The sequence below is a fragment of the Curtobacterium sp. AC273 genome (assembly GCF_979253735.1).
Map to the genome: position 1 here is coordinate 159,496 of NZ_CEEDDU010000006.1, position 20,792 is coordinate 180,287.

Below are 20,792 nucleotides of genomic sequence, written 5' to 3' on the forward strand. Positions count from 1 at the left end.
CCGACGTCGTTCTTCGGGGCGTCGGCCGGGTCGCGCTCGTCGTCGAGACGGTCCACGTCCTCGTGCATGCCGGTCACCCGGACGGGGAAGGACCGGGAGCGCAGGTAGTCCGCGAGGAAGTCGCGGTGCTCGTCGCACGCCGCCCAGATCTTGACGCGGTCGGTCGCGTGGATCCGGGGTTGCGCCAGTTGGATGCGCCAGGCAGCGGTCGACACGCAGCCGGCGCGCGAGCGCCACCGGGGTCGAGCCGGGTTCGGTGAAGAGGTCGAAGGTCGCGCCCATCAGCGACGACCCCAGACACGGAGCGGTCGCCGTTGCGCTGCCACTCTTCCTGTGCGTGCTGTGCCTGTTCGCGCAGCCGGTCCTGCTCGGCGCGGTAGGCCTCGGCACGGGCGTCCTCCTGCTGTTCGCGGAGGCCCGGGTCGACGGCGTCGTACAGCTCGATCGACCCGGCGGGGGAGACCATGTCGCTCTCGGTGTGGTTGCCGGCGTTCGCGATGACCACGGCGACCCAGGGGATGACACCGGCGAGGACGATCGGGATGACGGCGAGCCAGGTGTGCCACACGGACCACACCAGCACCGCGCCGACGAAGAACACCACACGGACCGCCATCTGCCAGACGTAACGGGACAGCCGGTGTGCGCGGTCCTGCTCCGGTGAGTCCGGGAGGGACGTGATGCTGTTGGTCTGCTTCATCCGATGTTCTTTCCTCTGCCCTGGTCCAGCCTAAGCCCGACCACTGACAGATGTGGGCAGCTCCCGGGGGACAGGTGCGGGTATCGGCTCCGGTACGCTCGTCCGGGCGTGTCCGACCGGCCCCGGTCCCGGCGCGCCGAGCACCCCACCCCGAACGGAGCGACCATGAGCACCCCCCGTACCGTCCTCGTCACCGGCGGCAACCGCGGCATCGGCCACGCCCTCGCCGAACGGTTCGTCGCCGCCGGACACCGCGTCGCCGTGACCTCCCGCAGCGGGCAGGGCGGCCCCGAGGGTGCGCTCACGGTGCAGGCCGACATCACCGACACCGCCTCGGTGGACGCCGCCTTCACGCAGGTCGAGGCCGAGCTCGGGCCGATCGAGGTCCTGGTGGCGAACGCCGGCATCACGAACGACCAGCTCTTGCTCCGGATGTCCGAAGAGGACTTCACGAGCGTCATCGACACCAACCTGACCGGCACCTTCCGGGTCGTCAAGCGAGCCACCAAGGGCATGATGAAGGCGAAGTTCGGCCGCATCGTCCTGATGTCGAGCGTCGTCGGCGCCTACGGCCAGGTCGGGCAGGTCAACTACGCGTCGTCGAAGGCCGCCCTCGTCGGCATGGCCCGCTCGATCACCCGTGAGCTCGGCTCGCGCGGCATCACCGCGAACGTCGTCGCCCCCGGCTTCATCCAGACCGACATGACGGCGGCGCTGCCCGAGGAACTGCAGGCCGAGTTCAAGAAGCAGATCCCGGCCGCGCGCTACGGCACGGTCGACGACGTCGCGGACGCCACGCTGTTCCTCGCCGGCGACGCGGTGCCGGGTACATCTCCGGCGCGGTCATCCCGGTCGACGGCGGCCTCGGCAGGGGGCACTAGCCAGCGCCTGCGCGCCGTTTCGTGCCCAGTGACAGTTTTCACGGGTGCTCGCGCGCGTGGCGTGTCGCTGAGCGCGAAGAACCGGACGGTCCGCTCAGCCGCGCAGGCCCAGCGTCGCGAGCACCGCGGACAGGTCGCGGTCGACGATCGCCACGTCCGCCTGCTCGCGCACCCGCGGCTTCGCGTCGAACGCCACCGACAGCGCGGCGACGCGCATCATCCCGAGGTCGTTCGCGCCGTCGCCGACCGCCACGGTCCGCGCTGCGTCCACGCCGTCGGCCGCGGCCCACTCCCGCAGCGCCACGGCCTTGGCGTGCGCGTCGACGACGTCGCCGAGCACGCGCCCGGTGAGGACTCCGTCGGTCACCTCGAGCCGGTTCGCCCGGCAGTGGTCGAGCCCGAGTCGTTCGGCGAACGGGTCGAGGACCTCGTGGAACCCGCCGGACACCACCCCCACGGTGCCGCCGGCGGCGTGCACACCCCGGACGAGTTCGTCGGCTCCGCGCGTCACACGGACCGCGTCCTGCGCACGGCGGAAGACGTCGGCCTGGAGGCCCGCCAGGGTCGCGACACGCTGCCGGAGGCTCTCGGCGAAGTCGATCTCGCCGCGCATGGCGCGCTCCGTGACCGCCTCGACCTGTGTCCGGGTCCCGGCGCTGTCGGCCAGCAGCTCGATGACCTCGTCCTCGAGGAGCGTGGAATCGGCATCGAGGACGACGAGGAAGCGGGCACGCACCAGCGGTACCGACTGCCGGAGGGGCGGCTCGTCCGTGTGACGTGCGCCGCGCCTCCAGGCAGTGTGCTGGTGCGTGTCTACGCGTCGACGCGGACGCCCTTGCCGACCACGGTGATGCCGGATTCGGTGACGGTGAAGCCGCGGGCTTCGTCCGCCTCGCGGTCGACGCCCACCTGCGCACCCGGTGCGATGACGACGTCCTTGTCGAGGATCGCGCGGTTCACGACGGAACCGGCGCCGATCGACGCGCGCTCGAAGACGATCGAGTCGAGCACCTTCGCACCGGAGTCGATCCCGCACCACGGGCCGATCATGCTGCGTTCGACCTGCGCGCCGGAGACGAGGTAGCCGAGCGACACTGAGCGAGTCCACCGTCGAGCCGGTGTTGCCGTTCGCGTCGCGGACGAACTTCGCCGGGGGCAGGTTCGTCTGCTGGTTGAAGATCGGCCAGTCCTGGTTGTAGAGGTTGAACACCGGCACCGGGGCGATCAGGTCCATGTGAGCGTCGTAGAACGAGTCGATCGTCCCCACGTCGCGCCAGTAGTACCGGTCGCGCTCGTTCGAGCCGGGCACGTCGTTGCGCTTGAGGTCGCCACGCCGGCGTCGCCGCGGTTCACGAAGTCCGGGACGATGTCGCCGCCCATGTCGTGGTCCGAGGTCTCGATCTGTCCGTCGCGGAGGACCGCGTCGACCAGGGCGTCGGCGTTGAAGACGTAGTTGCTCATCGACGTTGAGGATCTCGCCGCGGGTCGGCGAGCTCGACGGCGTCCTCGGCTTCTCGAGGAAGGCGTCGATCTTCGTCGGGTCGTCGGCGGCGACCTGGATGACGCCGAACTGGTCGGCGAGTCCGATCGGCTGCCGTATCGCGGCGACGGTCGCGCTGCGGCCGGAGGCGATGTGCGCCTCGACCATCTGGTGGAAGTCCATCCGGTACACGTGGTCCGCGCCGACCACGACGACGATGTCGGGTCGTTCGTCACGGAGCAGGTTGAGCGACTGCAGGATCGCGTCCGCCGAGCCGGCGAACCAGCGCTTGCCGAGTCGCTGCTGCGCCGGCACCGAGGCGACGTACGAGCCGAGGATGCCCTCCATGCGCCAGGTCTCAGCGACGTGGCGGTCCAGGCTGTGGGACTTGTACTGCGTCAGGACGACGATCTTCTGCAGCCCGGAGTTCACCAGGTTCGAGAGCGCGAAGTCGATGAGACGGAAGTTCCCGCCGAACGGGACAGCGGGTTTCGCGCGGTCGGCCGTGAGCGGCATGAGCCGCTTTCCCTCGCCTCCGGCGAGCACGATGCCGAATACCTTCTTTGGTGCCATGCCGATCACAGTAGGCGTCAGCACTGGGAACCCGTTACGTTGAACGCGTGCGAGTCGATCTGCTGACCAGGAGTATCCGCCGGAGGTCTACGGCGGTGCGGGTGTCCACGTGGCCGAACTGACCGCGGCGCTGCGGTCCGGGACGGACACCGAGGTGCGGTGTCCGCGCCTTCCGGGGCGTTCCGTGACGAGGCCGACGTGTGGGCCTACCGGACCCCCGACGGCCTCGAGCAGGCCAACGGGGCGCTGCAGGCGCTCGGCACCGACGTCGCCATCGCGGCGGACGTCGAGGGTGCCGACGTCGTGCACTCGCACACCTGGTACGCGAACTCGGCGGGCCGGATCGCGCAGCTGACCTACGGCATCCCGCACGTCGTCACGGCGCTACAGCCTCGAGCCGCTCCGTCCCTGGAAGGCCGAGCAGCTCGGCGGCGGCTACCGCCTGTCGAGCTGGATGGAGCGCGAGGCGTTCGAGCAGGCCGACGGCGTGATCGCGGTGTCGAAGGCCATGCGCGCCGACATCCTCCGCTCGTACCCGTCGATCGACCCGGCGAAGGTGCACGTCGTCTACAACGGCATCGACATCGAGGAGTGGAAGCCGACCGTCGACGAGGACGCCGTGCGCGGCCTCGGGATCGACCCGTCGCGCCGCTCCGTCGTGTTCGTCGGTCGCATCACCCGGCAGAAGGGCCTGCCCTACCTGCTGCGCGCCGTCGCGTCGCTGCCGTCGGACGTCCAGATCGTCCTCTGCGCGGGTGCGCCGGACACCCCCGAGATCATGGCCGAGGTCACCGGGCTGGTCGAGTCACTGCGCGAACAGCGTGACGGCGTGGTCTGGATCGACCGGATGCTCTCCCACCAGGAGATCGTGAACGTGCTGTCCTCCGGCACGGTGTTCGTCTGCCCGTCGGTCTACGAGCCGCTCGGGATCGTCAACCTCGAGGCGATGGCGTGCGGCATCCCCGTCGTCGGCACCGGCACCGGCGGCATCCCCGAGGTCGTCGCCGACGGCCTCACCGGGCGCATCGTGCCGATCGACCAGGTGCAGGACGGCACCGGCACGCCGACCGACCCGGACCGCTTCGTGGCCGACCTGGCGGCGACCCTCGAAGAGGTCCTCGCCGACGAGGGGCTGGCGAAGCTCATGGGCCGCGCCGGACGCCTCCGCGTCGAGACCGAGTTCACCTGGGACGCGATCGCCCAGCGGACACGGCAGGTCTACGACGAGGTGCTCGGCCAGAACCCGTAGGCTTGTCGCATGCCCTCGGTCGTGCGCTTGTCAGACGTCTCCGTGGTCCGCAACGGGGCCACCATCCTCGACGAGATCTCGTGGGAGGTGCAGGACGACGAACGCTGGGTCGTGCTCGGTGCCAACGGTGCGGGCAAGACCACGCTGCTGCAGGTCGCGGGCGCCCAGACCTTCCCGACCTCGGGTGAGGTCGAGGTGCTCGGCACGGAGCTCGGCGGGGCCGACCTGTTCGAGCTCCGCCCCCGCATCGGCTTCGCGTCGACCGCCCTGGCGCGCCGGATCCCGGTGACCGAGAAGGTCATCGACGTGGTGCTCACCGCCGCGTACTCGGTCACGGGTCGCTGGAACGAGGAGTACGAGGAGCTCGACGTCCGCCGTGCGCAGCGCGTGCTCGACGAGTGGGGCCTCGGCGCCTTCACGGACCGGACGTTCGGCGAGCTGAGCGACGGCGAGCAGAAGCGCGTCCAGATCGCCCGCGCCGTGATGACGGACCCCGAGATCCTGTTCCTCGACGAGCCGGCGGCGTCGCTCGACCTCGGTGCGCGCGAGAGCCTCGTCCGCACCCTCGGCGGCTACGCCCAGAGCGACGACTCGCCCGCGATCGTCATCGTCACCCACCACGTCGAGGAGATCCCGGCCGGGTTCACCCATGCGCTGGTGCTCGCCGACGGCCACGTGCAGGCAGCGGGCCCGATCGACGAGGTCCTGACCGCCGAGACGCTGACCGAGGCGTTCGGCATCGAGCTGACCGTCACGAAGGACGCCGGCCGGTACACGGCACGCGCGGCCTGACTCCTGCTCCGTTGCGGCTCGCTGTCTGGTAACGTAGACGGCTGGCGCAAGCCGCAGACTTCGGCGCTCTTCGCGCACTTCCATCACCGCTATCCGAGGAATCTCCATGAAGACCGACACCCACCCCGAGTACCGCGCCATCGTCTTCCGCGACCTGGCTTCCGGTGAGACGTTCCTGACGCGTTCGACCGCGAACAGCGACAAGACCATCGAGCTCGACGGTGCCACCTACCCGGTCATCGACGTCGAGATCTCGTCCGCATCGCACCCGTTCTACACGGGCAAGCAGCGCATCCTCGACTCGGCCGGTCGCGTCGAGAAGTTCAACCAGCGCTTCAAGGGCTTCGGCAAGTAAGCAGCCGTTCCCTCCGCAACGGGCGGTCCTCCTTCGGGAGGGCCGCCCGTTTCGTCGTGCGGGCGCGGGTGGCGTGGCGGCGGCGCGGCGGTGTCGCCGGCGGTGGCGCGGCGGCGGGACGCGTCTGCGTTTGCACCCCCGTGCGGGAGGTTGCGCCCCGGTGTGTGCGGGTGCGACGTGCGTGCGGGGGGGTGCGACTCGTGCGGGGTCGGCGCCGCAGGTCCGGATCGCGGCATGCGTGGCACGCACGGCGCGCCCCGGGGGCTGCGGGGCACGCTGCGGGGTGCTGCACGCTGCGGGGCGCGGCTGAGCGCGGTGCATCAGCGACTGCACCCGCATGTGGACGTTGCGCCCCGGTGTGTGCGGGTGCGACGTGCGTGCCGGGGTGCGACTCGTGCGGGGCTGGTGCGCGCGGCGGCCCCGCGCGGCGGCGACGGCCCGGGTCGAACCGCGCAAACGACATCGAACCGGGTGCGTGACCCGGTTCGATGTCGTTTCCGTGGTTCGGCGCGGCCGGGTACGCGCGGCCGACGCAGCGCCACGGCAGCGCCCGCGCGTCAGCCGGCGTTGCGGTGCGGCCAGCGACCGTCGGCAGTGAAGGACGGGTCGCGCTTCTTCCGCATGTAGTCCTGGAACGAGGTGGCCTGCTCGGCGCACCAGCCGACCTGCTTGCGGTGGAGCTCCTCGGCGGAGACACCGAGCTCCTGCGGGAACTTCGCCGCGATGGCCTGCGCGACACGCCCGGCAGCGATGGCGTCCGCCCCGGCGTCGTGGGCGTCGTCGAGGGTGACGCCGTACAGCTCCGACGCGGCCTCGAGCGTGCGCTTGCCCTTCCGGAAGGTGTCGAGCGCCTTGTCGATCACGAGCGGGTCGACGACGTTGCCGATGACCGGGGAGGCGATGCCGTGGCGCTTTTGCTTCGCGGTCGAGGACGGTCAGGTCGTACGGGGCGTTGTAGATCACCAGCGGGATGCCGCGCGCGAACACGGCTTCGACCGCGGCGATGATCTCGGCCACGACCTCGCCCGCGGGACGGCCGTCGGCGCGAGCGCGCTCGGTGGTGATGCCGTGCACCGCGGCGGCGCCCTCGGGGATCTCGACGCCGGGGTCGGCGAGCCAGGCCCCTTCGACGATGGAGCGCCCGGTCATGTCGATCAGGCCGACGTGCGCGGTGACGATCCGGGCGGTCTCGACGTCGACCCCGGTAGTCTCGAGGTCGAACACCCCGAGCGCGTGCCACCAGGGGCGCCCGGCGAGGTCCTGCGGCGCGCCGGGTTCGGCGGCGGGCGTGTCGAGCGCGGTTGCGGAGTACGTCACGTCACGAGGCTAACGGCGCGCACCGACACGACCGACGCGACCCGCCCGACGGGGGCGAGCCGCGCCTCCAGGCCGGGACGGTCCCGTGCGGGGTGGGACGCAGTCGAGGGGGCAGGAATCGTCGGGCCGGGCGTCGCCACCCGACGATTTCTGCTCCCTCGACCGGGGCGCGTCGCGCAGCGCCCCGCCAGGCCGCGCCCGCCGACTACTGGACCGGCGCGCCGACGTGCAGCCAGTAGAACGACTGCGTGCCCATGGTGAGGGTGACCTCGCCCGAGGCGTCGAACGACGGGAAGGAGCCGCCACCGAACAGGTCGTAGAGCGGGCGACCGGCGTACTCCGGTGCCGAGATCGTCACCGAGGTCGGGTTGGTCGCGAACGAGAAGACGCAGAGGACGTCCTCGGCGGAGGGGCCGAACTGCTGCCCGGAGCCCTCCCACGAGCGGACGAAGGCGAGCACCGAGTCGTTCGTGGTCTCCTGCACCTGCAGCGTGCCGAGGCCGAACACCGGGTGCGCCTTCCGCACGTGGATCACGTTCCGGACCCAGTGCAGCAGCGACCGCGACTGCGCGAGCTGCGCCTCCACGTTGACCTGCGCGTAGTTGTAGACGAGGGACTGCACGACGGGCAGGTACAGCTTGCCCGGGTCGGCGGTCGAGAAGCCCGCGTTGCGGTCCGGCGTCCACTGCATCGGCGTGCGCGAGGAGTCGCGGTCCGGCAGCCAGATGTTGTCGCCCATCCCGATCTCGTCGCCGTAGTACAGGAACGGGGACCCGGGCAGCGAGAACAGCAGCGCGTGGATGGCGCTCGAGCTCGGCGCGGGAGTTGTCGAGCAGGGGAGCGAGGCGTCGGCGGATGCCGATGTTCGAGCGCATCCGCGGGTCGTAGCCGTACCAGCCGTACATCGCCTGCCGGTACTCCTCGCTGACCATCTCGAGGGTGAGCTCGTCGTGGTTCCGGAGGAAGACACCCCACGCGGCACTGGCCGGCACGTCGAGGGTCTCCGAGAGGATCGCCTTGAGCTCGGCGGCGTGCTGCGCGCGGAGCGAGTAGAAGATGCGCGGCATCACCGGGAAGTCGAACGCCATGTGGCACTCGGGCTCCTCGTCGGTGCCGAAGAACGCGGCGGTCTCGCGCGGCCACTGGTTCGCCTCGGCGAGGAGGACGCGCCCGGGGTACTCGTCGTCGACCATCGCGCGGAGCTTCTTGATGAACTCGTGGGTCTCCGGTTCGCCCTCGCCGTTGCCCTCCTCCGACTCGAAGAGGTACGGGATGGCGTCGAGCCGCAGCCCGTCGACGCCGAGGTCGAGCCAGTGCCGGACGACGTCGTACACCGCCTCCACCACCGCCGGGTTCTCGAAGTTGAGGTCGGGCTGGTGCGAGAAGAAGCGGTGGAAGAAGAACTGCCGGCGGACCGGGTCGAACGTCCAGTTCGACTCCTCGGTGTCGACGAAGATGATGCGGATGTTCTCGTACTCGGTGTCCGTGTCGCGCCAGACGTAGAAGTCGCCGTAGGGGCCGTCCGGGTCCTCGCGGGACTGCTGGAACCACTCGTGCTGGTCGCTGGTGTGGTTGATCACCATGTCGATGACGATGCGCATGTTGCGCTCGTGCGACTTCGTGACGAGCTCACGGAAGTCGTCGAGGGTGCCGAACTCGGGGAGGATCGACTTGTAGTCGGCGATGTCGTACCCGCCGTCGCGCATCGGCGACTTGAAGAACGGCGGCAGCCACAGGGCGTCGACACCGAGCCAACTGCAGGTAGTCGAGCTTGCCGATGACGCCCTGGAGATCACCGATCCCGTCGCCGTTGGAGTCGACGAAGGAGCGGATCATGCACTCGTAGAAGACCGAGCGCTTGTACCACTGCGGGTCCAGTGTCAGGCCGGGGAGCTGGATCGGGGCGGTGAACGTCACCCTGGACACGCTAGGCCGCCACGGGTCCGGTTGTCCGCAGAAAGGCCGGAGTGCAGGGCGGACGGACGGGAGGCGCGGCTCGTCCTCCACAGGCGGCTCACGTCGACGGGTCGTCCACGTTCTCCCGCGGGGTGCGGGGATCGCGCGGGTGCGCGTTCGTAGACTGACGGGGATGCAACCGCCCGTCCTCTCCCCGTACCAGTCGCTGATGGCCGCCACCCCGGTCGTGCACCGTTCCGTGCCGGTCGACGGCCGCACCACGCACTACTGGGTCTACGGCCCGGAGGACGCCGCCCGCACCGTGCTCGCCGTGCACGGGTTCCGCGGGGACCACCACGGGCTCGAGACGATCGCGGCCCACCTGCAGGGCGTCCGGGTGATCGTGCCCGACCTACCCGGGTTCGGCGTGTCGGACCCGCTGCCGGTCTCCGACATCGACTCGTACGTCGGCTGGCTCACCGGGTTCCACGCCGCGCTCGGGCTCGGACGCGACACCGTCGTCCTCGGGCACTCGTTCGGCTCGATCGTCGTCGCCGCGACGGTGGCCGCCGGCCTCGACACGCGGTTGCTCGTCCTGGTGAACCCGATCGCGGCCCCCGCCCTGCAGGGACCACGGGCGATCGGCACCGGCATCGCGATCGGCTACTACCGCGCCGGCGCCGTGCTGCCGAAGCCGCTCGGGCTCGGGCTGCTGCGGAACCCGGCGATCGTCCGGGTGATGAGCATCGCGATGCTGAAGTCGCACGACCGCGACCTCCGCCGCTGGGTGCACGACCAGCACGACCGGTTCTTCTCCGCGTTCGCGAACCGCACGAGCGTGCTCGAGGCGTTCCGCACCTCCGTCACGCACGACGTCTCCGAGTACGCCGACCGCATCACGGTGCCGGTGCTCATGATCGCGGCCGAGCACGACGACATCACCGCAGTCCCCGAGCAGCGGGCGTTGGCCGCGCGGCTGTCAAACGCCGAGCTCGTCGTGATCCCCGAGGTCGGGCACCTGGTCCACTACGAGACGCCGGACGTGGCGGCCGAGGCGGTGCTGCGGCGGATGGCAGACGCGCCCGTGCGCGCGAAGCGGGACGGGTCGGACCAAGGCGAGCCGTGCCTCCAGGCGGGCGGCGACCGACGGAGCGAGCACCGATTCGAGCACTGACGCGCGCACTGACGCTCGCACTGACGCGGCCACCGGTGACGCGACCGACGGGGGGTGCCGCGTGACGCGCCTCCGGGTCGGCATCGACTGCCGGTACGTCCGCATCGGGCGGCACGACGGCATCAGCCGGTTCACCGCCGGCGTCGTCGCGCACCTGCCGGACCGCCACGACTACACGCTGCTCGTGCACGACGAGCGCCAGCTCGAGTCCCTGCCGGAGGGCATGCCCTGGGCACTCCTGCCCGCACCGACCGAACCGGGGGAGCCGCTCGTCGCCCGGAAGGTGAACCGGCTCGGCCTCGACGCGGTGTTCTCGCTGATGCAGACCATGGGCTCCCGCGGTCGTGACTACGCGCTCGTGCTGACCCTGCACGACCTCATCTACTACCGGAACCGGACGCCCCCGCGGGAGTTCTCGTGGCCGCTCCGGCTCGGCTGGCGGGCGTTCCACCCAGCTGGGTGCCGCAGCGGGTGCTGCTGAACGGTGCCGACGGTGTCGTGACGGTGTCCGAGACCACCGCGGGCCTCATCGCGGAGCACCGACTGACGAAGCGCCCGGTGACGGTGGCCTACAACGCCGCCGACCCCGCCGCCCGTCGACCGGCAGACGGCGCCCGGGAGAAGACCCTCGTCTACATGGGGTCGTTCATGCCGTACAAGAACGTCGAGACCCTGGCGGCGGCTCTGCCGCTCCTCGGTGCCGACTGGGTGCTGCACTGCATGTCGCGCGTGTCGGACGCCGACCGTGCGCGGCTGAGCGGCCTCGCGCCGTCGGGCTCGATCGTGTTCCACGACGGTGCCACCGACGACGAGTACCTGTCGGTGCTGCGGGTCGGCGACGGCGCTGGCCACGGCGTCGTACGACGAGGGCTTCGGCATCCCCCTGGTCGAGGCGATGGGCGTCGGGACGCCGGTGGTCGTCAGCGACGTGCCGATCTTCCGCGAGATCGGGGGGCGGGGCCGCGGAGTACTTCGACCCGTCGTCGCCGTCCGCCGTCGCGGCTGCGGTGCGCCGACTGGAGGCGCGGTGGGACGCCGCCTCGGAAGCCTCGGTCGTGCAGGCGGCCCGGTTCCGATGGGACGACTCGGCGGAGCAGGTCGTGCGCGCGGTCGAGCGGGCGGTCGCGGAGCGCGCGGCGCGCTGACGCGCGGCGGGCGCCGGGCGCCGGGCTGCGGGTGGCGGCGCGGCGGCGCGGCGGACCCCGAGTTTCGGGCTCAGCGACAGGTCTCGCGGCGCGCGGCACGAGAAGTGTCGCTGGGCGCGAAAGCGACAGGGCTGCGCGGACGGACGCGGGATGAGCCGCGAAAGCGACAGAAGGGCGCCGAAGTCCGGTGGCGAACTGTCGCTTTCGCGGGGACGCGGGACGGGGCGGGACGGGACGGGCGCCGCGCGTCAGGACGCCGGCGCGGCCGACTCGAGCGTCGCGCCGGGGAACACGGCGTGGGCCTCCTGCGTGGCCTTCGCCATGATGGCGCCGAGCGCGTTCCCGGTGCCGTGCGTCTCGACCGTGATCGTCTGCGCCGCCGCCTCGTCCGAGGGGGCGTCGTCGCTCCACGAGCACCGCACGCCCGTCACCCCGCCGATGGCGTCGAGCTGGCGGGCGAGTGCCAGGCGCTTGCCGGTGGCCTCGCCGTCGGCGGAGACGCCGACCTCGAGCACGCCGAGGTCCGCCACCGCGAACACCCGCACGCCGTTGCCGCTCGCGTCGTCCGCCGCGTCGCTGAGGGCGTCGACGACGGCGGTGCGCTCGGCGTCGGACAGGGTCGGGGCCACGGCGACGGTGGACTGCACGTCGTAGCTGGCGAACGAGGTCTTCGTGGGCTCGTCGTCCCGCACGCGCTGCACGCCGTCGACCTCGCCCGCCACCGAGCCGAAGCGGTCGAGCGCGGCCTGCGGGCGGGGGAACACACCACCGACGCCGTTCTGCACGCTGCCGATGATGGTGACGAGCACGACGGCGATGACCCCGGCCGTGACGACCACGCCGATCGCGATGAGGGCCCCGCGGCCGAGGCGCTGCCGCGGCGTGCGGACGGCGACCGACTCGGTGCCCGGTCCGAAGGCGCGGTCGAGGTCGTCTGCCTCGGTGGACTGTGGCCACCCCGGCCGGCACCACCGGTGCCTGGTTCGTCGACGGTCAGTGTCAGCCCCCTCACGCGCACGGGTCTGCGAGTCCCTCGGAGCCTAGTACGGCGGGTCCGACATCGGTCCGGGGGTGACCGGATCGTGCCTCAACCGCGACGTTCGAGCGGGTTCTGGTACTCGAACGCGTACCGTCCCGGCCCGTCCGACACGTCGTCGATCGGGTCGTCGAAGCGGACGAGCTCGGCGTGGAAGCGCTCGGGGTCCCACCGGAAGGAGTGCACGGAGCCGTTCCGGATCGGCGTCTGGTGCCGGTCGGCGGTGCCCGGCGCTGCGGCGTTCACGATGCTCCGGATGACGGCGCCGTGCGTGGCGACCACCACGGAGCCGGCGTCGTAGCGCACGGCGATCTCGGCGAGGGTCTCGGTGACCCGGGCGAGGAGCGCGCTGCGGGACTCCCGCCCGGGGATGTCGTCGTGCGGGTACCGCTCGAGGACCTCGTCGTTGGTGAGCCCCTCGGCTTCGCCGTAGGAGCGCTCGGCCAGCCCGGGGCGGTCGCCGGCGCCGCGAGCCCGAGGTGGTCGGCGATGATCGAGCCGGTCTCGAAGGCGCGGGACAGCGGCGAGGCCACGACGGCGTCGAAGCGTCGGCGTTCGAGCAGGACGGCGGTCGCGGCGGCCTGGGCGCGTCCGGTCGCGTTGAGGGGGATGTCCGTCGAGCCCTGGATGCGTCGTTGCGCGTTCCAGTCGGTCTCGCCGTGCCGGACCAGGTACAGGAGCGTCGTCACCGCTCGATCATCGCAGACGGGTCGAGCCGTTCCGCCAGGGCCTGCAGCGTCTCGGTGGTGCCGGCGTCGAGCTTCACCGCTGCCCGACGGTCGCTGCGGGTCTCGCCGCGGTTCACGATGACGACCGGGAGCTTCCGCCGCGTGGCGTGGTCGACGAGCCGGACGCCGGAGTTCACGGTGAGCGAGGAGCCGACGACGACGAGCGCCTCGGCCTCGGCGACGATGGACACGGCCTCGCGGAACTTCTCGGCGGGCACGAACTCGCCGAAGAACACCACGTCGGGCTTCAGCACGCCGCCGCACACCGAGCAGTCGGGCACGCGGAACCGCTCGACGTCGGTGATCTCGACGTCGCCGTCCGGTTGGAGCTGCACCGACCCGGGCTCGTCGATCCACGGGTTCTCGCGGTCGAGCACGGTCGCGAGGTCCGCGCGGGAGAACACCTGCCCGCAGGCCAGGCACACGGCGCGGTCCATCGAGCCGTGCACCTCGACGACGCGGCGGGAGCCGGCGCGGAGATGCAGTCCGTCGACGTTCTGGGTGATGACGCCGGTGACGATGCCGTCGCGTTCGAGTCCGGCGAGCGCGCGGTGTCCGGGGTTCGGCCGTGCGGCGGCGAAGGTGCGCCAGCCGAGGTGCGATCCGGCCCAGTAGCGCTGGCGCTTCGCCGGGTCGGCGCGGAACTCCTGGAAGGTCATCGGCTTCCGCACGACCCGGCCCGCACCGCGGTAGTCGGGGATGCCGGAGTCGGTGCTCAGGCCGGCGCCGGACAGCACCGCGATCCGCTTGCCGGCGAGCAGCTCCACCGCGCGGTCGAGATCCGCGTCCGCGGTGCTGGGCTGTTCGCTCGTGGCCATCGTGTTCACGGTACCCTCAACAGCCGACCGTCCCGGTCACTTCCCAGCACGCACCGCACCCACTTCCCAGCACGCACCACACCGAAACGAGCCCCGTGCACGCCGTCCGCATCGACTCCCTCGACGACCCCCGCCTCGACGACTTCGCCCGGCTGACGGACGTCGCGCTCCGCCGGGTCAGCGAGGTCGAGGGCGGCCTCTACATCGCCGAGTCGAACACGGTCATCGAGCGCGCGGTCCGCGCCGGGCACGTGCCCCGCAGCGTACTGGTGCAGGAGAAGTGGCTCGACAGCGTGCTGCCGCTCGTCGCCGAGCACGACGGCCTCGGTGTTCGTCGGCCCCGACGCCCTGCTCGAGGACCTCACCGGCTTCCGCATGCACCGCGGCGCCCTCGCGGCGATGCAGCGCCCGGCGCTGCCGGACGTCGCGGACGTGGTGCGGGACGCGAAGCTCGTCGTGGTGCTCGAGGACATCGTCGACCACACGAACGTCGGAGCCGTGTTCCGGAGCGTCGCCGGGCTCGGTGCGGACGCCGTCCTGGTCAGCCCGCGGTGCGCCGACCCGCTGTACCGCCGGAGCGTCCGGGTCAGCATGGGCACGGTCCTGCAGGTCCCGTGGACACGCATCGGCGAGTGGCCGGCCGCGGGCGAGGAACTCCGCGCGCAGGGCTTCCACCTGGCCGCGATGGCGCTCACCGACCGCTCCGTCGACCTCGACGCGTTCGTCGCGGACGTGCCGGAGAAGGTCGCCCTGGTGATGGGCACCGAGGGGCAGGGCCTCACCGATGCGGCGGTCGCCTCGGCGGACACCACGGTCCGCATCCCGATGTCGCACGGCGTCGACTCGCTCAACGTCGCCGCGGCGAGCGCCGTGGGACTGTGGGCGGTCGCCCACGCGCAGCGGTCGCGTTAGCCGGCTGCGACTGCCTGGAGGCCCGGCTCGCCTCCGTCCCGCAGCATCCGTGCGGCGGTGCGCACGACGGCACGATCGGTCCCCACGGCCCCGACCAGGCAGATCCCGACGGGAGCGCCCTCGACGGTCAGCGCCGGCGCGCTGACGGCGGGCAGTCCGCCGACACTGGCGAGGGCCGTCATCGCCGTGGTGGCGGTCCGGGTGCGTTCGAGTGTTTCGGCGTCGGCGGCGAGCGAGGGCGCTGGTCCCGGAGCGGTGGGGAACAGGAACACGCGGCCGACGGCGGCGTGGCGGATCGTCGCGCGCAGTGCCGCGAGCCGTGCGACGGCGTCGGCGACCTGGTCGGTCGGGTTCGCGGCCGCGGCGGCGAACCGGTCACCGACGACGGCGCTGAGTGCTCCGGGGTGCGCGGCGATCCACGGCCCGTGGGCAGCGGTGGCCTCGGCGGCCTGCACGAGGCGCATCGTCTCGCGGAGCTCCTCGAGCGGTGGGATCCGGAGCTCGGTGAGCGTGACCTCGGCGAGGTCGGTGCCGACGAACGCGCGGAAGGCCTCGCGGGTGGCCGGCTCGGCGGCGTCGACGAGGTCGGTGACGACGGTCAGGACCGCGGGCGCGTCGTCGTCGGTCGACCGGGATGTCGGCACCGAGGCGTCGAGCACCCGGCCGAGCAGGGCCGGGTCGCGCGTGAGCCACCCGACGGTGTCGAACGACGGCGCGAGCGGCAGGAGTCCCTGGCGGGAGACGGCGTCGTGGGTCGTCCGGAGGCCCCACAGCCCCTGGTACGAGGCGGGGATCCGCACCGATCCCGCGGTGTCGGTGCCGAGTCCGATGTCGGCCATCCCGTGGCTGACGGCCGATGCGGAGCCGCTGGACGAGCCTCCCGGCAGTGTGGTCGGGACCGCCCCGTTGGGCGGGGTGCCGTGGTGCTCGTTCCGCCCCGTCAGGTTGTAGGCGAACTCGTCGGTCCGGGCGATCCCGCGGATCGATGCGCCGGCGTCGCGGAGCGCTGCGACGGCCGCTGCCGGGACGGTCTGGGGCGTGGACTCGACCAGGTGGGTCGGGTTGCCGGCGCCGACCGGGTGGCCGGGGACGGCGTAGAGGTCCTTCACGGCGACGGTCGTGCCGTCGAGCGGGCCGGTCCCCGTCGCGGGGAGCAGCGGGTCGCCGACCGTGCGCCAGATCGTCGGGTCGAACGCGCGGGGGCGTCCGGTGACGTGGGCGGCCGCTATGCGCCACGTGCCGTCGGTGCGTCGCCACAGCTGGGTCTGCAGGCCGTTGCCGCCCGCGGTGAAGCCGGAGACCGAGACGACGAGGGCGAGGTCGTCGTCGAGGGTCCGGACCTCGACCCGCGTGAGGGTGCGCTCGGGCACCCCGCCGCGGGCGCCGCGGAAGGCGCTGATCGTGTCGTGGCCGACGAGGAGCCCGCGGTCGTCCCCGCGCAGCGTGTCCGAGGCGCGGACGAAGGCGTCGTCGAGCGCGTCGAGGTCGTTCGCCATCAGGGCGGCCTCGTAGGCGTCGAGGGCCTCGGAGGAGCCCGTCGGGTGCGTGCTCGGCGGGGCTCATCGTGCTCCCTCGAAGTCGCTCTTGCGGATGCGGGCGTGGGCACCGGTCACGAGGTCGACCACCTGCGAGATGTTGAAGTCGGTGGCTGCGCTGAGGTAGGCGTACGCCAGGTGTGGTTCCATGCCGTAACGGGCGCCGAGGATCGCGACGGCGTGCCGGACACATGCCCGGACGGCCTCGTCGAGGTCCGGGTCGAGGCCGGTCGGCACGAGGTGCTCGTGCGTCTCGACGAGCGGCCACACGAGGTCGCCGAAGCGCGCCGCCGCCTCGCCGGCCGGCGTGAGGTCGAACCGGACGGTCGCGCGGAGGGACGCCTCCATCGCGGTGAGCGCGACCTCGCCGTCGCCCTGCGCGAAGTGCGGGTCGCCGACGTAGGCGAGCGCCCCCGGCACGAGGACCGGGAGGTGCAGCTGCGCGCCGGCCTGCAGCAGGTTCACGTCGATGTTGCCGCCGTGCCGTCCGGGCGGGACGGAGTGCAGCCGGTCGCCGGGCGTCGCGACGCCCATGATGCCGAGGAACGGGGCGAGCGGGAACCGGGCGAAGCGCTCCCGTGCCGGGGTGAGGGGGATCCGCCCCCAGGTGCCGTCGTCGTCGGTGACCACGTCGGCGAAGATGCTGACGGTGCGGCCGTCGACCGGGTACTCGCCGTGCAGGGCGCCGCGGCCGTGGCGGTTCGACACCACGCCGTAGGGCACGCGGGGCAGGGTCTCGACGACGGTCATCGTGAGGACGTCGCCCGGCTCGGCGCCCTCGACCGCGATCGGCCCGGAGACGACGTGCGGGCCGTCCTGGCCGCGTCCCGGCGGGTGTTCCGGGTGACGGCGACCGCGTCCTCGAGGACGCCGTCCGGTGCGACACCGTGACGGGCGAAGAACGCCAGCGGGTCGCTGCCCTGGTCGGGGAGGATCCCCTCGTGGCTGACCGTGTCGATCGTCACCTCGGTGCCCGCCGGGACGGTCAGGGCCGGCCGTGCGTCGCCGTTCGGCAGCCGTCCCCACGCGACCTGTTGCGCGTCGACGGGCAGGTAGTGGTCGGCGCGGATCGGGCCGGTGCCGGGCTGGAGCGTCCGGTTGGTGGTCGTGGTGTGCGTCACTGGTGGGGGGTCCTCTCAACCAGGTGGGCGACGTCGGTCAGGTGGTCCGCCATCGCTTGGCGGGCGGCGGCCTCGTCGTGCCGGCGGATCGCGTCGTGGATGCGCTCGTGCCACTCGAACGAGGATCCGCCGCCCGCGACTCGTGCTGTGCGACTTCGCGCGGACGTCCTCGACCCAGCCGCTGCTGAGCCTCGCAGAGCGACACGAACAGCGGGTTGCCCGAGGCCCGGGCTACCTGTACATGGAAGGCGACGTCCTGCGCGAGGGACTCGGCGGGACTCAGGCCGGCGTGGGTCGCCGCGAGCACGCCCTCGAGCTGCACGAGGTCGGACTCGTCGGCACGCCGGGCGGCGAGCCCGGCGATCTGCGGTTCGACGAGGGCGCGGAACTCCGACACGTGCTCGGTCTCGGACGGGTCCCGTTCGGAGCGGGCTCCGTCGACCAACCCCAGGAGCTGGTCGGCCTCGACCGGTCGCGGCAGCACGACGGTCCCGCGGCCCGGGGTGCGCGAGACGAGCCGGCGGCGCTCGAGTTCCTGCAGGGCTTCGCGCACCGTCGTGCGTGAGACGGCGAGGTCCTCGGCGAGGGTCCGCTCGGGCGGCAGCTTGTCACCGGGGGAGAGCTCGTCGCGCACCAGGCGCCCCAGGTGTGCGGCGGTCGCCGCGCCGAGGGTCCGGCCCCGGTGGAGGGCGTGTCCGCGTTCCATGTGCAGAACCCTAGGGCGAATTGGTCCCCTTGGTTCATTGGTCGGACCATCTTTTACACGGTCGTCACACGAGCGCACCCGGGCGGTGCACCCGGACGGCGCACCCGTGCGGCGGACCGGACCAGGAGCCGGGGGTCGGCACCGGCCACCAGGCGGACGCGAGCGTTGCGCGCTGCCGCCCCGCGCCTCCCGGCCGGACCCGAGCCGAGCCCCGCGGAGGGGACCCGCCGTCGGGTCGGGTCGATCGACCCACCCGGCGGCGCATGTCGGGCAATAGGCTCGGGGCAGTGACCCGGGAGGGGAGGACGAGCGTGTACCTCCCCTTCGCACGTCGCGAGGACGGCCGGTTCCCGGCCGCAGCGTCGCGGTCGTCGAGAGCCGCCGGATCGGCCCCGTGACCGTCACCCGCACCCGTGCACCCAACGCGGCCGACCCGGACGAGTACGCCTACGTCGACCCGGGCGACGCCGTGGTCTGGGCGTTCATCGCCTCCGGGGCCATCACCGTGCGCCGGTCGTCGAGCGAGACCGTCAACGGCGCCGGCACACTGAGCGTCGACCGCATGCAGCGCATCCACGAGTTCGGGGTGACCCCCGGGGTTCGTGGCGGTGTCGGTGCGGATGGAGCGGAGCGCGCTGCACCTGAGCGGCAGCGAGCTCGACGACCTCACCGACGGTGTGTTCCCCCTGACCTCCGGCGTTCCCGTGATGATCGCGTCGGTGGCGACGAGCGTGCTCCGGTCGGGCCTCGGGGACGGGCGGGACGCGGCGAGCGAGGCGGCCGCCGGACAGGCGCTCATCTCGCTCGCGAACGGGTTCGCCGTCGACGCGACCGTCCGGCAGGTCCCCTCGGAAGCGGCGGCCCTCGCGCTCCGGATCCGGGCGAAGCGGCACATCGAGTTGTTCTCGACCGACCCCGGCCTCACGGTGGGGACGGTCGCCGCGGCGATGCAGGTAGCCGCCGCGGACGCTGCAGAAGGCGTTCGAGGGGGAGGACGCGGGGCCGGGGCGGCTCATCGCGGAGTCCCGACTGCGGCGCGCGGCCGGGCTGCTCCGCGACCCGGAGCTGGTCGACCACGTGGGGGTGGAGGCCGTCGGGCGTCGGGCGGGGTTCGGCTCGGCGTCGAGCTTCAGCCGGGCGTTCCGGGCGCGCTTCGGGGTCGGGCCGCAGGAGTACCGGGCGGGGCGGGGTCGGGACGGGGAGGGCTGACCTGCTGGGCGCCCGGGCTGCTGGCGTGCTGGCTTGCTCGGCTGCTGCTTGCGTGGTGCTTGCCTGCTGGCTGGCTGCTGCTTGCGTGGTGCTTGCCTGCTGCTTGGCTGCTGCCTGGCCGCTGCTTGGCTGCTGCTTGCCTGCGGCTTGTCGGATCGCGCAGGCCGTCTTGTCGGATCGCGCAGCGCTGGTCACCGTCGTCGCGCGGGCGCGGGACGATGACCCCGCGGTGCCGCCGTCCCGGCGGCCCGGCCTCGTTGCCCGGTGAGAAGGAGCAGAGATGCCGTCGCACGCTTCCCTGGTCGGTGAGTACCTCCGCGCACGGCGCGACCTGACCCAGCCCGAGGACGTCGGGCTCCCACGCGAACCGAACCGGCGGGTCCGCGGACTCCGCCGAGAGGAAGTGGCCACCCTCGCCGGCATCAGCGCCGAGTACTACCTGCGTCTCGAGCAGGGCCGCGACCACCAGCCCTCCGACCAGGTGGTGCTCTGCCTCGGCCGCGCCCTCGCGCTCGACGAGGTCGCCGTGGCGTACCTGCGTCGGCTCGCCCGTCCGCCCTTCGGTCCGCGACAGCGGGGCCGCAACGCCGCCGACGAACCCGCGATCCAGCGCCTGCTCGCACGCCGGTCCGACATCCCGGCGTTCGTCGTCGACGACCGGCTCGACGTGGTCGCCTCGAACGCGCTCGCGGCGGCCCTCAGCCCGAGCATGCAGGTGGGTGCGAACCGGCTGCTGCGGATGTTCACCGAGGTCGACCGGGACACCTACCCGGACTGGCACCGCCGTGCGCAGGAGATGGTCGCGGTGCTGCGCATGCGTGCCGACCCGGCCGACCCGCGGATCCAGGACCTGGTCGGGCGTCTCTCCATCGGCGACGGGACGTTCGCCGACATGTGGGCGCGGCACGAGGTGCACGTCTACACGTCGGGGACCTGCATCGAACAGGTGGAACCGTTCGGGTCGATGGAGTTCGAGTGGGAGGACCTCCTGATCCCCGGACACGACGGGCTGACCGTGAACCTGCTCTACGCGCCGCCGGGGTCGCCCGGGGCGGCGGTGCTGGCGTACCTGACCGAGGTCATCGCGGTGGGGGCAGGCCGCTCGGCGCGGGTCCGCTCGAGGGGTGACGGGCGGGCTCGGGCGGCTCCGCCCGGGCGGTGACGG

14 protein-coding genes and 10 pseudogenes are annotated in these 20,792 nt (G+C 72.4%); 9 read left to right on the forward strand and 15 right to left on the reverse strand.

The annotated features are described in order from the left end of the window. Positions 1 to 73 precede the first annotated feature (73 nt). Positions 74 to 700, reverse strand: a complete 627-nt coding sequence (locus tag ACZ8AI_RS11025) for a DUF3099 domain-containing protein (RefSeq protein WP_464858283.1) — start codon at positions 698 to 700, stop codon at positions 74 to 76. A 165-nt stretch (positions 701 to 865) separates the two neighbouring features. Between ACZ8AI_RS11025 and fabG the strand changes: the two are divergent. After that, a pseudogene (fabG, locus tag ACZ8AI_RS11030) lies at positions 866 to 1,581 on the forward strand (3-oxoacyl-ACP reductase FabG). A gap of 94 nt (positions 1,582 to 1,675) precedes the next feature. Here fabG and serB read toward each other — a convergent pair. After that, positions 1,676 to 2,317 (reverse strand): phosphoserine phosphatase SerB, encoded by a 642-nt coding sequence (gene serB / locus ACZ8AI_RS11035; protein WP_464858284.1) that lies wholly within the window; start codon positions 2,315 to 2,317, stop codon positions 1,676 to 1,678. A 77-nt stretch (positions 2,318 to 2,394) separates the two neighbouring features. Further along, positions 2,395 to 3,634 (reverse strand): annotated as a pseudogene (locus ACZ8AI_RS11040) (glucose-1-phosphate adenylyltransferase). Between the two features lie 47 nt (positions 3,635 to 3,681). On the opposite strand from ACZ8AI_RS11040, the pseudogene glgA reads away from it, so the two are divergent. The 3 genes and pseudogenes from glgA to ACZ8AI_RS11055 all read left to right on the forward strand — a co-directional run bounded on the left by glgA (position 3,682) and on the right by ACZ8AI_RS11055 (position 6,030). Then, positions 3,682 to 4,883 (forward strand): annotated as a pseudogene (glgA, locus tag ACZ8AI_RS11045) (glycogen synthase). Between the two features lie 9 nt (positions 4,884 to 4,892). Then, complete coding sequence (locus ACZ8AI_RS11050; RefSeq protein ID WP_464858285.1) at positions 4,893 to 5,675, forward strand: ABC transporter ATP-binding protein; 783 nt, start codon at positions 4,893 to 4,895, stop codon at positions 5,673 to 5,675. Positions 5,676 to 5,781: 106 nt separating this feature from the next. Further along, a complete protein-coding gene (locus tag ACZ8AI_RS11055) occupies positions 5,782 to 6,030 on the forward strand; it encodes a type B 50S ribosomal protein L31 (RefSeq protein ID WP_071293968.1) in 249 nt (82 codons plus the stop codon). A 557-nt stretch (positions 6,031 to 6,587) separates the two neighbouring features. On the opposite strand, the pseudogene ACZ8AI_RS11060 reads toward ACZ8AI_RS11055, so the two are convergent. After that, positions 6,588 to 7,254: pseudogene (locus tag ACZ8AI_RS11060) on the reverse strand (exonuclease domain-containing protein). 298 nt (positions 7,255 to 7,552) lie between these two features. Beyond that, positions 7,553 to 9,264 (reverse strand): annotated as a pseudogene (gene treS, locus ACZ8AI_RS11065) (maltose alpha-D-glucosyltransferase). Between the two features lie 172 nt (positions 9,265 to 9,436). On the opposite strand from treS, the gene ACZ8AI_RS11070 reads away from it, so the two are divergent. Continuing rightward, the gene (locus tag ACZ8AI_RS11070; RefSeq protein WP_464858286.1) at positions 9,437 to 10,417 is read left to right on the forward strand and encodes an alpha/beta fold hydrolase; all 981 of its coding nucleotides are present in this window, start codon (positions 9,437 to 9,439) and stop codon (positions 10,415 to 10,417) included. Positions 10,418 to 10,478: 61 nt separating this feature from the next. Beyond that, positions 10,479 to 11,562, forward strand: a pseudogene (locus tag ACZ8AI_RS11075) (glycosyltransferase family 4 protein). Between the two features lie 248 nt (positions 11,563 to 11,810). Here ACZ8AI_RS11075 and ACZ8AI_RS11080 read toward each other — a convergent pair. From ACZ8AI_RS11080 to ACZ8AI_RS11095, 4 genes and pseudogenes are all read right to left on the reverse strand, one after another. Beyond that, positions 11,811 to 12,401, reverse strand: a complete 591-nt coding sequence (locus ACZ8AI_RS11080) for a hypothetical protein (RefSeq protein WP_464858287.1) — start codon at positions 12,399 to 12,401, stop codon at positions 11,811 to 11,813. 248 nt (positions 12,402 to 12,649) lie between these two features. Further along, on the reverse strand, positions 12,650 to 13,045 hold the full coding sequence (locus tag ACZ8AI_RS11085) for a histidine phosphatase family protein (protein WP_464858500.1): 396 nt from the start codon (positions 13,043 to 13,045) through the stop codon (positions 12,650 to 12,652). Positions 13,046 to 13,125: 80 nt separating this feature from the next. Continuing rightward, a pseudogene (locus tag ACZ8AI_RS11090) lies at positions 13,126 to 13,287 on the reverse strand (histidine phosphatase family protein); the annotation flags it as partial. Then, positions 13,284 to 14,144, reverse strand: a complete 861-nt coding sequence (locus ACZ8AI_RS11095; RefSeq protein WP_464858288.1) for a Sir2 family NAD-dependent protein deacetylase — start codon at positions 14,142 to 14,144, stop codon at positions 13,284 to 13,286. The pseudogene ACZ8AI_RS11090 and the gene ACZ8AI_RS11095, both read right to left, overlap by 4 nt. A 95-nt stretch (positions 14,145 to 14,239) precedes the next feature. Here ACZ8AI_RS11095 and ACZ8AI_RS11100 point away from each other — a divergent pair. Further along, a pseudogene (locus tag ACZ8AI_RS11100) lies at positions 14,240 to 15,056 on the forward strand (TrmH family RNA methyltransferase). On the opposite strand, the gene ACZ8AI_RS11105 reads toward ACZ8AI_RS11100, so the two are convergent. The 6 genes and pseudogenes from ACZ8AI_RS11105 to ACZ8AI_RS11130 form a co-directional block, all read right to left on the reverse strand. Beyond that, positions 15,053 to 16,285, reverse strand: a complete 1,233-nt coding sequence (locus ACZ8AI_RS11105; protein ID WP_464858501.1) for an amidase family protein — start codon at positions 16,283 to 16,285, stop codon at positions 15,053 to 15,055. The pseudogene ACZ8AI_RS11100 and the gene ACZ8AI_RS11105 overlap by 4 nt on opposite strands. Next, a pseudogene (locus tag ACZ8AI_RS11110) lies at positions 16,277 to 16,570 on the reverse strand (AtzH-like domain-containing protein); the annotation flags it as partial. The pseudogene ACZ8AI_RS11110 and the gene ACZ8AI_RS11105, both read right to left, overlap by 9 nt. A 45-nt stretch (positions 16,571 to 16,615) precedes the next feature. Further along, positions 16,616 to 17,341 carry an acetamidase/formamidase family protein gene (locus ACZ8AI_RS11115; RefSeq protein ID WP_464858289.1) on the reverse strand — a complete coding sequence of 242 codons (726 nt, stop codon included), beginning with the start codon at positions 17,339 to 17,341 and terminating at the stop codon, positions 16,616 to 16,618. After that, a complete protein-coding gene (locus ACZ8AI_RS11120) occupies positions 17,338 to 17,712 on the reverse strand; it encodes a hypothetical protein (protein ID WP_464858291.1) in 375 nt (124 codons plus the stop codon). The genes ACZ8AI_RS11115 and ACZ8AI_RS11120 overlap by 4 nt, the downstream gene beginning before the upstream one ends. Further along, positions 17,709 to 17,909, reverse strand: a complete 201-nt coding sequence (locus ACZ8AI_RS11125; protein WP_464858502.1) for an FCD domain-containing protein — start codon at positions 17,907 to 17,909, stop codon at positions 17,709 to 17,711. The genes ACZ8AI_RS11120 and ACZ8AI_RS11125 overlap by 4 nt, the downstream gene beginning before the upstream one ends. A 32-nt stretch (positions 17,910 to 17,941) precedes the next feature. Continuing rightward, positions 17,942 to 18,418, reverse strand: a pseudogene (locus ACZ8AI_RS11130) (FadR/GntR family transcriptional regulator); the annotation flags it as partial. Between the two features lie 969 nt (positions 18,419 to 19,387). Between ACZ8AI_RS11130 and ACZ8AI_RS11135 the strand changes: the two are divergent. Together ACZ8AI_RS11135 and ACZ8AI_RS11140 are read left to right on the forward strand one after the other, a co-directional pair. Further along, the gene (locus tag ACZ8AI_RS11135; protein WP_464858503.1) at positions 19,388 to 19,627 is read left to right on the forward strand and encodes a helix-turn-helix domain-containing protein; all 240 of its coding nucleotides are present in this window, start codon (positions 19,388 to 19,390) and stop codon (positions 19,625 to 19,627) included. Positions 19,628 to 19,907: 280 nt separating this feature from the next. After that, positions 19,908 to 20,789, forward strand: coding sequence for a helix-turn-helix domain-containing protein (locus ACZ8AI_RS11140; protein WP_464858293.1), 882 nt, complete (start codon positions 19,908 to 19,910; stop codon positions 20,787 to 20,789). Positions 20,790 to 20,792: the final 3 nt, after the last annotated feature.